Genomic DNA, 14,350 nt, shown 5'->3' on the forward strand with positions numbered 1-14,350 from the left:
TCGATGGGTGGATCCGGAGTCGAGACCTCAGATCACGTCGGGATTCCATGTCGCGACAGCCCAGATGACGAATACGTCGAGCGCGATGATGGTGATCGACCACCACGGAGAGTGGGGTAGCCACAGGAAATTCGCGAGGATCGACAGCGAACAGAAGATTATCGCGCCTACCCGTGCCCACGTCGCGCCGGTGAAGAGCATGATTCCGACAGCGGTGACGAGCACGCCGAGTACGAGGTGAATCCATCCCCAGGAGGTGAGGTCGAATTGGTACGCGTATTCAGGGCCGACGACGGTCACATCGTCTTTGGATATCGCCGAGATGCCTTGGAGAATTTCGAGCACGCCGACGGTGACGAGAAGAACGGCTCCGCCCAGCGCGCTTCCTTTTGCCACACCTTGCTTGACCAGTGATTCCTCGGCCATGACCGCCCCTTGGTATCAAGTGCGAAATTGCCTGGCGTAACTCCGTATTGCGACTATTTACGGTGGTGAAGTATCCCGCCACGGGGCAAATCAAACATTGAGCGCTGAATATCCTCGCGATATTCGCTCGCCCACGAATCCGAGAGGATCTACCGTGACGGCATGGATGTGGAGGACGCAGGCATGACGCCGACGACTGCGCCGGTAACAATTCGGACGGATCGACTGGTGCTTCGTACCTACCGTCCCGGCGATCATCAGGACCTTCTCACCTTCTACGGGCGTAGCGACGTGTGCCGGTATTTGTTCAACGAACCCTGGAGCCCGGACGATGCGCGAGAGGCAGTGCAGACCAGAATGTCTCGCCGCGACCTGGCAGCGGGCGCGGTGGCTCTTGTTGTCGGATACGAGGGCCGGGTTGTCGGAAGCGTGAGTGCATGGCTAGTCGACGAATCAGGGGACGCTGTCGACACCGAGCGCACCGCCGAAGTCGGGTGGGCATTCTCGCCCGACGTCGGCGGCCGAGGGTTCGCGACGGAAGCTGTGACCGCTCTGATCGACCTGGTCTTCGCGACACCCCGATTGCGCCGCGTGGTCGCGCAGATGGATGCGAGAAACGAATCCTCGGCGCGACTCGCGCGGCGAATCGGGTTGCGGCGAGAGGCGCATTTTCGGCAGAACGCGTGGATCAAGAACGAGTGGACCGACACTGTGGTTTTTGCAACGCTGCGCAGTGAGTGGCCTACAAGTCTCTGATCAGGACGGCCGAGCTGCTACTTCGCAACCAGTTCGGTCAACTGGGGGACCAGCTCGTCAGTTGCCCATGGAACGCTCAAAACGCTGACGTACATGGTGGCGGCTGTCAGGCGATTGTCGGTGATCCACAAGTCCTTCCCGTTGGCGATAACCGGCCACCGTGCGAACAGGGTGTTGGCCAACGTGCTGTCGACTTCCGACTGATCGCTTGCCCATCCGAGATATACGTCGGTGTTTATCGTGTCGAGCTTTTCCATGCTGATGCCGAACAGGAACGAGTCGCCTGCAAAGTTCTTGGCACCGTTGACCACGTCGGGAGCAACTGTGAGCCCGAGGTTTTCGACGAACTTCACGCGCGGATCGTCCGGGCCGTAGATGGCGGTCTCGGTTTCGCCTTCGCGGATGTAGGACCCGAAGGCGAACGTGACTCCATTGAATTCAGGATGGCTGGTCTTCGACTCTTCCACCGTCTTTTCGACGGACTTGATCAAATCCGCGGTCTGGGCCGGGCGCCCCAAGGCCTTGCCGACATCGGTGGCGAGGTTTTGCCACGAACTCGGCTGGTACGGCTTGGTGTCGTAGGGGAGTGTCGGGGCGATCGAGCTCAGGCGCTGATAGTCCTGCTCGGAGAAACCGGAGTACGGGGCCAGAATCAGGTCGGGTGCGGCATTGAGGATTTGCTCGAACAGAAGCTCACCGCTGTCGGAGTAGTACGGCGCCGGTGTGGGCAGCGGCTGGCCCGACTTCTCGAGTTCCGCGCGCGTCCACGGGAGGAAGCCGTCGGCGTCGCCGGCCCACGAGTCCTTCTGCATTGCAATCGGAGTGACGCCAAGGGCGATGACAGTGTCGGCCGCTGCGGAATCGAGGGTGAGGATCCTGGTCGGTTCCTTGTCGATGGTGGTGCCGCCGAATGCGTGCTCGATCGTGACGGGGTATGCGCCGTCCTCGACAGCAGATGCCGACGAACTATTTTCCTGGGCGTCCGATGACGACTGCGTGCAGGCGGTCAGAGGCAGTGCGGCCGCCACCATCAGCGCAACGACAATTCGCCTCTTCCGTTGGGGACGAATTCTCTGACGGGCAGATCTGAACACGCGAAACTCCTCGGGATTGATCGGGGAAGTGCTTGCACGACTCAGTGCGGTAAGCACATGAGAGCAGGCTTACCTAAGTGAATGTAGGGCGCGTGCGTGTAGCGAAGGGGCCAGCAGATGTCGACAACAGGTCAGGCTCGAGTCAGTTGACAGCGGCGAGCGCATTGCCAGGGGTGTAGCCGACCGTCTTACGAAAAGCAGCGATGAACGAGCTCGACGTCCCGTAGCCGACTCGACGGCTGACGGCGTTCACACTCATCCCGGTCCCGAGCATGCCCAGTGCTGTGCTCATGCGAACCAGAGTGCGCCATTGCGCAAAACTGAGCGCAAGTTCCGCGGCAAAAATCCGGGTGACCGTGCGTCGGCTGAGGTTGAGAACGTGCGCCCACTGGTCGAGTGACCGATCGTCGGCGGGATCCGACAACACTTTGTCGACGAGTTGTCGAAGCCGGGGATCGCGGGGGATCGGTACGTCGAAGTGAGGTGCCGATGCCGGGGTGAGGAGATCGACACAGACCTGCTGTGCCCGAAGGCGTTGTTCTGCAGGCATTCCGGTATGGGCGAGGTGTATCAGCAGTACCCGGGCTGCCTCACTCAAGGTCACGATGCACGGTTCGTTCCAGGTGGGAGTCCACAACTCGGGGGTGAAGAGAGTGGCGCGGAATGCGACGTGGGGATTGGCTTGACCTTCGTGGAGGACCCCGCGAGGGATCCACAGGCCGACGCCGGGCGTGACGGTCCAGAGTTGATTGTCGATGATCATGTTGACGACGCCGCGGTCGGACCAGATGAGTTCGTGCTCGGCATGAGCGTGCTGTGGCCACTGGGTGATGTGGTCGGTCTCGACGATGTACGTCGTCAGTTGGAACGGCGCCGGGACGGCGCGCGCCATCGGAGTGTGGCGGTCGGAATCCGACAGGTGGAGGCCACCGTCGATTTCACGAAGGGCAGGGATCGGCACCGCGGACTACCTCCAAAGCAAAGTTAGGTAAACCTTACACCCTGTTTGCTGGGCTCAGTGGCCCGCACCGAGTTCGATGAGAAGCACGCCTGCCGCGATAAGGCCGATCCCCACGATCATGAGCTTGGTCAGCGGTTCGCGAAAGAGAATGCGGGATGCGATTGCCGTCAGCGCCACCCCGCAAGCAGTCCAGATGCCGTACGCAACGCCGATCGTCAGGCCCGCGTCGAGTGCGAGCGTGAGGAAAGCGAAAGCGGCGAGGTACCCCACGGTGACAACCGCGAGCCATCGTTTGTCGCTGCCGTCCTGCGACGCCATCCGTAGTGACAACGTCGCGGTGACCTCGGAAATAATTGCAGCGATCAGAAATACGAAGGTCATGCCGGGTCCGCCGGCCCGCTGTCGGCAGCAACCTGGGAACCGAGTTCAACGCAGAGGACTCCGCCGATGACCAGGGCAATGCCGACGCCCATGGTGGCTGTCAGGGGGTCGCCGAAAAGGAAAGTCGCGAACACCGCGGTCAGGACAACTCCGGTTGCGCCCCAGATTCCGTATGCAACACCGAGTCCCATGCCCTCCCGCAGGACGAACGACAACGCGGTGAATGCTGCGAGATATCCGCCGACGACCACGACGTACCAGGCGGGGTGATCGAGGGCCGCGCGCAGAGCCAGAGTCGCAGACACCTCGGTCAGGATCGCGGTGATCAACAGCAGCCATTTCTTCACGGTTCGGATTCTGTCAGGCTCCACCGATTCCGGTCGCGCACTACGGTCGAGACATGACGTGCGTGCTGCTCGGCGGAATCCGCGAAGGTGACATCCGCCACGATGTGTCCGGTGGCGATATAACCGCGACGCCGATTCTCGACTGGGGCCACGATGACGTGGCTCGCCTCTACGAGGACATTGCAGAAGGTGCGATCCAGTCGGCGCAGGAGTTCCTGGTGTCGGCGCATCGCAGCGTCGCTGCAAATATTCGGCCGGTGTACGGCCTCGACGACCGGCAACCCGTCTCGGTGACATTGAGCCGAGGACGCGGATCATGCAGTCAGAGACTGGCTATCGTCGAAGCGTTGGCTCGCCGCCGAGGTATCGCCACCCGAGTTCGCGGTCTCGTACTTCGTGGGGAGTTCTGGTACCCGAGATTTCGGCGTCTACATGCGGTGATTCCGAAGTCAGTGCTGCTGGCGTGGCCGGAATTTCTGGTCGACGGGCGCTGGCAGGACATCTCCGAGATCGTTTCACCTGCGGTGGTCTCAGCGCTCGAACCGTTCACGAATACCGGCGAGGAGACACTGTTCGACGCGATCGGACGCGCTCCGATCAGTTGGGGCAAATCAATTTCGTGCGATTGCTTGGACTTCTCCGAATTCGTCGACCGTGATCTGGGCACCTTCGAATCTCGCGACAAGCTCTTCGAGGAATTCGGACAGACGATGTCGACCCCCATCAGAATTCTCGTCGATCCGGTTTTCCGGAACTGGAGTGCATCCGGCTGACGCGCGACGCGAGGTCTAGGCTGTTCTGCATGTCTGTGCGTACCCCATTGGTCCCTGGAACCGTCTCTCCCGTCCTCGCTGTGCCCTCGAAGATCGAGCGGCCCGAGTACGCGTGGAAGCCGACCGCCAAAGAGGGCAACGAGCCCTGGGTTCAGACGCCGGAGACGATCGAGGCGATGCGCATCGCCAGCAAGATCGCTGCCGGCGCGCTGCAGGAAGCCGGCAAGGCTGTCGCTCCCGGTGTCACGACCGACGAGCTCGACCGCATCGCACACGAGTTCATGCTCGACCACGGCGCATACCCGTCGACGTTGGGCTACAAGAGCTTTCCCAAGTCGTGCTGCACGTCTCTCAACGAGGTGATCTGCCACGGAATCCCCGACTCGACCGTGATCCAGGACGGAGACATCGTCAATATCGACGTCACCGCATACATCAACGGAGTGCACGGGGACACCAATGCGACGTTCCTCGCCGGTGACGTGTCCGAAGAGAACCGCTTGCTCGTCGAGCGCACACACGAGGCAACGATGCGGGCCGTCAAAGCCGTCAAGCCCGGCCGCGCGCTCAACGTGATCGGACGCGTCATCGAGTCCTACGCCCATCGGTTCGGGTACGGCGTCGTCCGGGACTTCACCGGACACGGAATCGGCGAGACCTTCCACAACGGCCTCGTGATCCTGCACTACGACGAGCCCGCGGTCGAGACGATCATCGAACCGGGCATGGTCTTCACGATCGAACCGATGATCAACCTCGGTGGTATCGACTACGAGATCTGGGAGGACGGCTGGACCGTCGTCACCAAGGACCGTAAGTGGACGGCGCAGTTCGAGCACACCTTGGTGGTCACCGAGACCGGTGCAGAGATTCTCACCCTGCCTTGAGTTCGGCGATGCGCGGCGCTCTGCTGGTAGCCGGCACTACTTCCGACGCAGGCAAGAGCGTTCTGGTAGCCGGATTGTGTCGCATGTTGGCGCGTCGAGGCGTCCGAGTGGCGCCGTTCAAGGCGCAGAACATGTCGAACAACTCCGTGGTCACGCTGGACGGCGGAGAGATCGGCCGTGCGCAGGCACTTCAGGCGCGGGCATGCGGTCTGGAGCCGAGTGTTCGATTCAATCCCGTGCTGCTCAAGCCGGGGAGTGATCGCACTTCGCAACTGGTCGTTCGGGGCAAGGCGATGACCACGGTGGGTGCTCGCGATTACATGCAGCATCGGCAGTGGCTTCGCGCCGTCGTGGCCGAAGATCTCGAATCGCTTCGATCCGAGTTCGACGTCGTGATCTGTGAAGGCGCCGGTTCACCGGCCGAAATCAACTTGCGCGCAACGGATCTTGCCAACATGGGATTGGCTGAGGCTGCGCAGATTCCGGTCGTCGTCGTCGGTGACATCGATCGCGGCGGCGTCCTGGCCCATCTGTTCGGGACCGTTGCTGTGCTCTCGCCGAGCGACCAGGCATTGATCGCGGGATTTGTGATCAACAAATTCCGCGGTGACGTTGCACTGTTGGAACCCGGACTGGATCAACTGCGCAGCCTCACCGGTCGACCCACTCTCGGAGTGATCCCGTTTGCCGACGATCTTTGGCTCGACGCCGAGGATTCGCTTGGCGTCACCGGCAACGCCCCGGTAGGGCGCCCTGGCCCACCCGTCGGTTCGGCTTGGCTCACCGTTGCTGCGGTCCGGCTCCCGCGCATCTCCAACTCGACGGATGTCGAGGCGCTGGCATGTGAACCGGGCGTGGCAGTTTCGTGGGTGACCGATCCGTCGCGGATCCGCGACGCAGACCTCGTGGTGATTCCCGGTAGTAAGTCCACCGTGAGTGACCTCGAGTGGTTGCGTAGTACCGGCCTGGCTGACGAGATCATCGCCCGAGCGGGCCGCGGGCAGGCAGTGCTGGGAGTCTGCGGCGGATACCAGATGCTGGGTAACTCCATCGTCGATGACGTCGAATCAGGATCAGGGATCACCGCAGGACTCGGTCTGCTGGACCTCGACATCGAATTMGCTCCGGACAAAGTGCTGGCGCAGGTAACCGGTTCCGCCGACGGTATCTCGGTGTCAGGGTACGAGATTCATCACGGACGCGTCGTGCGCAACGGGGACCGCCCATTGCTGGCGGACTCGAGCGGTGTGCCGGAAGGCAGTGTGCGAGGGTCTGTTCGAGGGACACACTGGCATGGTCTCCTGGAGAGTGACGACTTTCGGCGCAGCCTGCTGCGTGAGATCGCGGTTCCCGGTTTTGTTGCTGCACCCGACACCTCGGTTGCCGCGGTGCGAGAACAACAACTCGACCTTCTCGCTGATCTCGTCGAGCAGCACCTCGATCAGGATCTACTCGAGAAACTGATCAACGGTGGGGCGCCTGTCGGGCTTCCCGTCATTGCCTCCGCACTCGAAGCCTGAGAGCGCTCCCGCGGGCGTCGGCGTGCACGCGGTAGAATAGCCAGGCCTCACTCCCGCGACGGCTCCCTAGTAGGAGTGTGCGCGGTGACAGATCAATTCGACGGCTTGCTTACCGACTTCAGTGACGAGGTGCTGGTCGACTCGGCAATGCTCGGCGATCATGCGGCCTTCGACGTCATCGTTCGCCGATACGGCCCGCACTTGTATCGATTTGCCCGTCGACTCGTCACCAGTGAGAGTGACGTCGACGACATCGTCCAGGAAACCTGCGTTGCCGCCTGGCGCCAACTTCCGGGGTTTCAGCGGCGCTCGAGCATCAAGACCTGGTTGTTCGCGATCTGTTCTCGCAAGATCTCGGATGTCCATCGAAAAGTCGGCTCCTGCGCCGCCGATGTCGACGGACTTCGGGACGAAGTCGATACTCGATTGCGCGATCCGAGCGAGGAAGTATGCGGCACAGCATTTCTCGACGCCCTTGAAGCCGAACTCGATCGTCTACCGCTGCGTCAGCGCGCCGCCTGGGTCTTGCGGGAAGTGGAGGGCATGACGTATCCACAGATCGCAGTTGTCCTGGAACTGAGTCCGGACGCGGTGCGCGGCCAACACACTCGCGCGAGGCGGAATCTGGGTCTCGCGCTCGACCGATGGCGATGACGACTCGGCGGTTTGCCGGGTTCTGTCACCGAACTCACTCTCCTGACGGCCCGGGTAGCTGGAAGAATGCTTCGTCGTGGATACCGCTTTCGACCCCAGAGGCTTCGACCCGAGAACCGAGGATTCGGTGCCGTCGGTAATGCCGGACGATGCGACGGCAACGGGTGCTGACGTCGCCGTCGAGGCTGCGGAAACTCGGCTGACTGCAAGCGCGGTCCGGGAGTTGCTGGCAGCGCTCGGAGGAAGTATCGGCGACGAGGACGAACTCGTGGTTTTGCTCCAGCGCGCCGTCGAAATCGCGAACGACGCCATCGAGGGCGCCGACAGCATCGGCGTCACCATCGATCTGGCCGGGCAGACCTACACCGCCGTTCATACCGATTCGCGGACTCTGCGTGTCGACATCGAGCAATACGACGCCGGCGACGGACCATGTCTGCATGCCGCTCGAAGCGGTGAAACCGTTGTCGTCGATGCCGAGACCAGCGCGGAACGCTGGCCGCGGTTCGCGGCGGCGGCGAAGGACGAAGGGATCAAGTCCTTTCTCGCGGCGCCGCTCTTCACGCCGGATCAGCGACTGGGTTCGTTCAACCTGTACGGACGCGACTCAGCGGCATTCGACCGCGTCGACGCGGATGTCATGGAGATTCTCACGACAACGGTCTCACGCGCGATCGGCGACTTCTCTCGTTTCAAGTCCGCCAAGGCGGTGGCTGATGCCTTGCAACGTGCGCTCGAGACCCGGGCGCCGATCGAACAGGCCAAAGGCATGCTGATGGCCATCCATCGGATCGACGCCGACACCGCATTTCACATGCTGCGCAAGCAGTCTCAGACGACGAATACCCGGTTGCGCGACGTGGCAGCCGAGATCGTCGAGACGTATTCGGCGCCGCCTACCGCTGTCTAGTTCGAGGGGGACCGACGTACAGCCTCGAGCGCGACGACGACGCCCGCGGCGACAACCACGTGCATCAGCGCGAGCATGACCGTGCTGGCGGCGTCGAAGTCTGCGGCAATGGTCAAAGCGATGGTGCCGAGCGCCACGACTGCACCCACGATCTGGGCGATGCGGATGATCGGCTCCCACTTCAGTGAGATCAACATTGCGACCGACAAACCGACCAGCAGTGGCACCACCGTCAATGTGATGACCCCACCAGGCGCGACGCTCGCCGGCTTTCCCTGATCTGTCATCTCGAAGGATCCGCCCAATGCGAGGCCGATCAACCACAGGATCAGATTGACGACGAGAGCAATTACCGTGGCGCCGAGTACGGCACGTGGCTTGGTGACGTGGAGGTTGTGTGCGGTTGACGTGATTGCAGACATGGTGTTCTCCCGGCTCGATGCGATGGTCTTGTGACGTCGCTCTGGTGAATAGACCCGCCGGCGGGCAGAAACTCATCGCTGAGGTTGACTATTGCCCGTCGACGACGGGCACTGCGGTGCCGGTGACCGAGATACCGCCGTCGACTGGGATGTCGACCTCGAGCACACTGGGACGCCCGACGTGTCGGCCCTGGTGGATGGTGATCCGCCGCGGAGTGGCCGCGGGTTCGAGTTTGCGCAGGTAACCGCCGGTCGACGCCGCTGCGGACCCGGTTGCAGGATCCTCGACGATGTTTCCCACCGGAAACAGATTTCGGGCTTCGAAGGTGTTGTCGTCGAGGGGGTGCAGGATTGTCACCGTGCCGGCCCACCCCTGCGCGTCCATCAGAATTCGCATTGCGGATGGATCGAAGGTGAACTCGTCGAATGTCGACTGATCACGAAGTACGACGATCGGGTGAGTGTTGCCGGCGTACGAAAGCATTGCGGGATACCGCGCGTCGAGCGCAGACGAATCGACGCCGATGAGCCCGAGCAGCGCTGTCAGCACGGCGTGATCGATCGGCGAGACCGACGGTTCGACGCTGGTGAAGGTCGCGGTCGACCTTCCGTCCTCGTCGGTCGCCGTGTCGATGGATACCGGTCCGATCGGTGTTTCGAATGTGAAGGTTCCGTCGCCGTCTCGCTCGGTGAGAGCGATGGCCGTCGCAATAGTGGCATGACCGCAGAACGGTACTTCGGCGATAGGGGAGAAGTACCGGATCCGGCTGTGGCGCGGGTTGCCTCCGAGTTCCGGTTCGATGAGGAACGCCGTCTCGGCATACCCGACTTCGGCTGCAACGGATTGTAATTCGGGGTCGTCGAGCCCGCGGGCGTCGAGCAGCACGCCGGCGGGATTACCGCCGGCCGGATCCGAACTGAACGCAGTCAGTCGGAGGATGTCGTGAGAAGTTGCCATGCCGACCATCTTTGTCCGCTGTCGTCCATCGGGGGAAGAGACATCGCGCGATTGCGGTCCGCGATCTTCGAACTGGACTGCCTCCGGAACAAACCGGCCGCACGGCGTCGTTGGTGCAGATATGAGCAATGACACAGACACCGCCGAAGCGTTGTTCGCACTCGTGGCCCAGGGAAAACAAGGCGTGCTGGCAACCGTCAAGCGTGACGGCCGCCCACAGTTGTCCAACATCATTTACCGCTGGGACGTCGAGTCGAAGACGGCTTCCGTGTCCATCACAGCCGATCGCGCCAAGAGTAAAAATGCGATCCGCGATCCGCAGGTTTCCCTCCACGTCAGCGCGCCCGACTTCTGGAGCTACGCCGTGATCGAAGGACTTGCCGTGGTGACACCCGTCGCGGCCGATCCTCACGACGAAGTGTCTGACGCACTGGTCGAGCTGTACCGGGACATCAGCGGCCAGGAGCATCCTGATTGGGAGGAGTACCGCGAAGCAATGGTTGCGGAGCGTCGACAGATCCTCACGGTGCGCGCTGATCACGTCTACGGAATGACGAGGCTCCCCAAGCCGTCCGGCACCTGAACTGCGTTCGTTCAGGTAGGAGATAACGTTACGAGTTAATATGTAATGGTGAAAACCGAGTCTCCCGCCCGTATCGGACGACCGCGCGACCCAGGCAAGGACGAGGCTGTGCTGCTTGCAGCTCGCACACTGCTGGCCGAAGTCGGGTATCAGCAGACGACCATTTCGGCGATTGCCAGGACTGCCGGTGTCAATACGCCGGCCATCTACCGTCGCTGGTCGTCACGGGAAGCCCTGATCGAAGAAGCAGTGCATGGACCGGGCGGACATCCATTGCCTCGGTCGACCGGTGATTTGCGGGTGGATCTGACGACGTGGGTGCACATCTTCCTGGTCCGCGCTGCCCGCCCCGCGGCGCGGGCCGGAGTTCCTGGCCTGCTTGCCGATTCGCGGACGGCAGAGGCGCGACAACGTCTGTTGGCTATCGGTGCGCCGGTTCGTGCAGCGTTTCAGGATCTGCTGGACGACGCGGTGAGGCGTGGTGAGATCYCGGCAGGTGCAGATGCGATGTTCTTGTWCGATCTGCTGGCCGGAACGACGACAATGCAGGGGCTGACCCGTGGGCTCGAGGGTCAGGACGGCTTTGTAGATGCCCTCGCACGATCTCTGTACGTCCTGGCTGCGCATCCGGCCGACGCCGTCGGGACGGAAGCGGTGGGGCAATGATCTCGGTTTCGGTGGACGGCGGCGTTGCCGTCGTGACCCTCGACAGGCCTGACAAACGGAATGCCTTCAACAAGCACATGGGTCGAGAATTGGGGCAGGCGTACCGAAAGCTCGACGAAGACGATTCCGTTCGCGTGATCGTGCTGACCGGTGCGCCACCAGCATTCTGCGCGGGTGCAGATCTTGGCGACGGCGCCGGCACCTTCGATTCACCTGACGGCGAGGAGTTTTCGTCATCACCGGTGGATCCGCCGGCGTTCGAGTTGCGAAAGCCGGTCATCGCAGCGGTGAACGGACATGCGATCGGAATCGGCCTCACCATCGCGATGCAGGCCGATATCAGAATCTTTGCAGCTGACGCCAAGTATGCAATTCCGCAGGTTCGCCTCGGTGTGTTGCCGGATGCGATGGCGCATTGGACGGTTCCGCGCATCGCCGGAATGGCTGTGGCCGCCGACATCCTTTTGACTGGAAGGACGTTCGACGGAGCCGAGGCAATCGCGCTCGGGTTGGGTAGCCGTTGCCTGCCCGCTGACGAAGTGCTTTCGGCGGCGTTGGTGATCGCCCGAGACATTGCGACGAACACTGCACCGATGTCGGTGGCACTCTCGAAGCGACTGCTCTGGCAGAGCCAGAGCAGCAGCTGTCGACCGGAGACGGTGGCGGCCATCGAAACGGACCTGCATCTACGCGTCATGGGGAAGCCGGACGCGGCGGAAGGTGTTCGTGCATTCATGGAACGGCGCACGCCTGTGTGGGTTTCGCGCTTGTCCGCCGAGTGGCAGGAAATCCCGTCGGAATGATTCGGGAGCCTTGCGGAGAATCACACGCGGACGACTACGCGTCTAGCAGCAACTGTTCGAGACGATGTTTGCAGAACGCGGTGATATCCGTATGTTCGCCGAGTTGGAGGTGCGTGGACAGGCGCAGGAGCGGAACAGCGAGCAGAACCGCAGCGAGTACCTCGTTGAACAAAAGGTTCTCGACCCTCCAGCCGGTCAGTTCCTCGTAGCGGGCAATGGTCTCTTCTCGGCTGGGAGTGCCTGGCAAAGGTGTGTGTCCCTCGAATTCGCTACACGCCCAATCGAGAAACAACAGCCAGGCGAGGTCGGCCTCGTGATCGCCGAGGTACGCCATCTCCCAATCGAGAACCCCGGCGATCGACTGGTCCGGGCCGTAGAGGATGTTCGACATCCGGGCATCGCCCCAGCACAGTGTCACGTGTTCGGGTTGGTAGATGTTCTCCCTCAGCCAGGCCAGTGCTTTGTCGAATATCGGCGGTAGGTCCGGCGATGCCCAACGAACGGCCCAGTCGAGGTAGTTCACCGCCTGTTCGACCGGATGGGTGCCGAACTGGGGGTAGGAGAGGAATCCGAGTTCGAGCTTGTCCGGGTCCAAGCGATGAATCTGCGCAATCGTCTCGACGCATCCCCACCACATCTTCGCTCGGCCTGCCTCATCGGCTTCGAAGTATGTCCCGGCACTGTGATATGACGGAAAGTCGCTGGGCGCCTCGGCATTACCGATGCGGTCCATGACGTAGTAGGGGCTGCCGAGTGGGTTGTCACCGCTGTCGATCCACCGAACGTGGGGGACTGCGAGGTCGGACTTCGCGAGCCTTTGTGTCACGAGGAACTGGCGGCGGAGATCGTAGTCGGGGAACAGCGAAACCTCCGGTGGACGCCGGAAAACAAAACCACTCGACTCGCCAGTGGCGCCATCGAGGTCGAACAGGTATGTCTCCGTCGAGAATCCGCGTTCGGTGCGCTTGAAGTTGACGATCTTGGCGCCTCGAGTACCCGGAATGTGCTCCCGGACAAGTGGTTCAAGGGCGGGTGCGATGTCTTCTGCGGCTGTTCGGTCAGTCATTGTTCGTACCTGTCCGTGTGTTGCTCCAATCGGTGTACCCGTAGCGGGGATTCACGCCCATGAAGACCATTTCCACGAGCCCGTATCCGACTTTGTCTCCCATGCGGACCTCGCACAGCGTCTCGCTGAGCATGCTCACCTGCCGGATTTCGTCGAGGTTCGTGATGTCGACGGTGAAGCTGTCGCTGAAGTCCTTGCCGCGGTACATGCCGGAGGCGTACCCCCGGTACTCGTCGTAACCGGCCAGTCCGGGCCAGAAATCGCACACCGGATTCACCTCGATCACGTCGGTGGTCCGGTCCGCTCGGTGCACGGTGAAAGTGCCGGATTCGACCACCCGCATGTCGTCACGGAATTTCAGGTCGTGTTCCACGTCGATGATCGGTAGCGCGTCCTTGCCGGAACCGATCGGGAAGAGGACCTCGCCCTCGAACTGCCAGCGCGCGCCGGTACTGGTTTCGCGCTGCGCGAAATGCACTACCTCGTCGTCGAATTGGAATATCCCCATGTAATAGAGGACTCCGTCCGGAACCTCGGACGGCTGCAGGTTCGCGCCCTCGGACAGACTGCCGCCGCCACCGCCGTGTCGTACGCCCCACGAGTGATCGCGGCCGAACCACCAGTTGTCGGGATCGATGTCGATGCGGGTGCCGTCGATTTCGATCCAACCCGTGACGGTGCCGTTCTGGTAGAAGCGTCGGGCGTCTTCGCGAACGCGGCCGCGCGTGCGATGGAACGCTGCCGTCTGCTCGTACACCGGGAAGTCGCCGTGGAAGTCGAGTTGCAGGCTCAATCCGTGTTCGTTTGCGTCGACCGTGGAACGTACCTGGCGGAGTGGTTCGACGATTTCATAGGTGTACGGCCCCACACTCCACGCTGCCAGTCCTCCGGTCTGAGGGTTCAACTCGGTGGACAGGCGCACCACGCGGGCTTCCTCACCCTTGCGCGTCACCATCGCGTAGGCGTCGAGGACGTTGCGGTTCGGGTATTTGGCCAGTCCCGTCATGATGCTGATCTCGCCCGTTTTGTCGAAGCCGTACATCACGATGCGTTCGGTCCAGCGCAGGTCACTTTGGGAGACGTGGTCGAGTGTCGTCGGGAGTTGATGAATGAGTAGTTCGTCGTGCGGTGTGATCACAGTCG

The 14,350-nt window shown here is 62.0% G+C and carries 18 protein-coding genes; 9 read left to right on the forward strand and 9 right to left on the reverse strand.

The features are described 5' to 3' along the window. Window positions 1–27: 27 nt before the first annotated feature. A complete protein-coding gene (locus tag AC1DWA_RS25905; RefSeq protein ID WP_019748023.1) occupies window positions 28–426 on the reverse strand; it encodes a DUF7144 family membrane protein in 399 nt (132 codons plus the stop codon). 162 nt (window positions 427–588) lie between these two features. Between AC1DWA_RS25905 and AC1DWA_RS25910 the strand changes: the two genes are divergently transcribed. Beyond that, window positions 589–1,182: a GNAT family N-acetyltransferase gene (locus tag AC1DWA_RS25910; RefSeq protein ID WP_477917203.1), complete on the forward strand. Its 594-nt coding sequence runs from the start codon at window positions 589–591 to the stop codon at window positions 1,180–1,182. 17 nt (window positions 1,183–1,199) lie between these two features. On the opposite strand, the gene AC1DWA_RS25915 is transcribed toward AC1DWA_RS25910, so the two are convergent. From AC1DWA_RS25915 to AC1DWA_RS25930, 4 genes are all read right to left on the reverse strand, one after another. Beyond that, window positions 1,200–2,276, reverse strand: coding sequence for an ABC transporter substrate-binding protein (locus AC1DWA_RS25915; protein WP_020907401.1), 1,077 nt, complete (start codon window positions 2,274–2,276; stop codon window positions 1,200–1,202). Between the two features lie 142 nt (window positions 2,277–2,418). Next, window positions 2,419–3,237: a helix-turn-helix transcriptional regulator gene (locus AC1DWA_RS25920; protein WP_020907402.1), complete on the reverse strand. Its 819-nt coding sequence runs from the start codon at window positions 3,235–3,237 to the stop codon at window positions 2,419–2,421. A 54-nt stretch (window positions 3,238–3,291) separates the two neighbouring features. Next, window positions 3,292–3,618 (reverse strand): DMT family transporter, encoded by a 327-nt coding sequence (locus AC1DWA_RS25925; protein WP_019748027.1) that lies wholly within the window; start codon window positions 3,616–3,618, stop codon window positions 3,292–3,294. Continuing rightward, window positions 3,615–3,965, reverse strand: coding sequence for a DMT family transporter (locus AC1DWA_RS25930; protein ID WP_046379886.1), 351 nt, complete (start codon window positions 3,963–3,965; stop codon window positions 3,615–3,617). The genes AC1DWA_RS25925 and AC1DWA_RS25930 overlap by 4 nt, the downstream gene beginning before the upstream one ends. A 53-nt stretch (window positions 3,966–4,018) precedes the next feature. Here AC1DWA_RS25930 and AC1DWA_RS25935 point away from each other — a divergent pair, with 53 nt between their 5' ends. From AC1DWA_RS25935 to AC1DWA_RS25955, 5 genes are all read left to right on the forward strand, one after another. Beyond that, complete coding sequence (locus AC1DWA_RS25935; protein ID WP_046378409.1) at window positions 4,019–4,738, forward strand: transglutaminase domain-containing protein; 720 nt, start codon at window positions 4,019–4,021, stop codon at window positions 4,736–4,738. Between the two features lie 29 nt (window positions 4,739–4,767). Next, the gene (gene map, locus AC1DWA_RS25940) at window positions 4,768–5,625 is read left to right on the forward strand and encodes a type I methionyl aminopeptidase (RefSeq protein WP_042951658.1); all 858 of its coding nucleotides are present in this window, start codon (window positions 4,768–4,770) and stop codon (window positions 5,623–5,625) included. A gap of 8 nt (window positions 5,626–5,633) precedes the next feature. Beyond that, on the forward strand, window positions 5,634–7,145 hold the full coding sequence (locus AC1DWA_RS25945; RefSeq protein ID WP_477917205.1) for a cobyric acid synthase: 1,512 nt from the start codon (window positions 5,634–5,636) through the stop codon (window positions 7,143–7,145). A gap of 84 nt (window positions 7,146–7,229) precedes the next feature. Beyond that, window positions 7,230–7,799, forward strand: a complete 570-nt coding sequence (locus AC1DWA_RS25950) for an RNA polymerase sigma factor (protein WP_021333021.1) — start codon at window positions 7,230–7,232, stop codon at window positions 7,797–7,799. A gap of 76 nt (window positions 7,800–7,875) precedes the next feature. Continuing rightward, a complete protein-coding gene (locus tag AC1DWA_RS25955) occupies window positions 7,876–8,709 on the forward strand; it encodes an ANTAR domain-containing protein (protein ID WP_477845910.1) in 834 nt (277 codons plus the stop codon). Here AC1DWA_RS25955 and AC1DWA_RS25960 read toward each other — a convergent pair. Continuing rightward, entirely contained in the window at window positions 8,706–9,131 is a 426-nt protein-coding gene (locus AC1DWA_RS25960) for a DUF6069 family protein (protein WP_029255162.1), read from the reverse strand. The two genes, AC1DWA_RS25955 and AC1DWA_RS25960, sit on opposite strands and share 4 nt — an antisense overlap. 88 nt (window positions 9,132–9,219) lie before the next feature. Then, entirely contained in the window at window positions 9,220–10,089 is an 870-nt protein-coding gene (locus AC1DWA_RS25965; protein WP_230091136.1) for a PhzF family phenazine biosynthesis protein, read from the reverse strand. A gap of 121 nt (window positions 10,090–10,210) precedes the next feature. Between AC1DWA_RS25965 and AC1DWA_RS25970 the strand changes: the two genes are divergently transcribed. From AC1DWA_RS25970 to AC1DWA_RS25980, 3 genes are read left to right on the forward strand one after another with little or no spacing between them, the layout of a single operon-like run. Then, window positions 10,211–10,672 (forward strand): PPOX class F420-dependent oxidoreductase, encoded by a 462-nt coding sequence (locus AC1DWA_RS25970; RefSeq protein WP_099698180.1) that lies wholly within the window; start codon window positions 10,211–10,213, stop codon window positions 10,670–10,672. 45 nt (window positions 10,673–10,717) lie between these two features. Next, complete coding sequence (locus AC1DWA_RS25975) at window positions 10,718–11,338, forward strand: TetR/AcrR family transcriptional regulator (RefSeq protein WP_477917208.1); 621 nt, start codon at window positions 10,718–10,720, stop codon at window positions 11,336–11,338. Next, window positions 11,335–12,141 (forward strand): enoyl-CoA hydratase/isomerase family protein, encoded by an 807-nt coding sequence (locus AC1DWA_RS25980; protein ID WP_477845911.1) that lies wholly within the window; start codon window positions 11,335–11,337, stop codon window positions 12,139–12,141. Before AC1DWA_RS25975 ends, AC1DWA_RS25980 begins: the two co-directional genes overlap by 4 nt. A 34-nt stretch (window positions 12,142–12,175) precedes the next feature. Here the strand turns inward: AC1DWA_RS25980 and AC1DWA_RS25985 are convergent, their stop codons facing one another. Then, entirely contained in the window at window positions 12,176–13,207 is a 1,032-nt protein-coding gene (locus AC1DWA_RS25985; protein WP_477845912.1) for a phosphotransferase family protein, read from the reverse strand. Further along, window positions 13,200–14,345 (reverse strand): Rv3169 family protein, encoded by a 1,146-nt coding sequence (locus AC1DWA_RS25990; RefSeq protein WP_477845913.1) that lies wholly within the window; start codon window positions 14,343–14,345, stop codon window positions 13,200–13,202. Before AC1DWA_RS25990 ends, AC1DWA_RS25985 begins: the two co-directional genes overlap by 8 nt. Window positions 14,346–14,350: the final 5 nt, after the last annotated feature.

Source organism: Rhodococcus sp. P4_F3_2 (assembly GCF_056401335.1).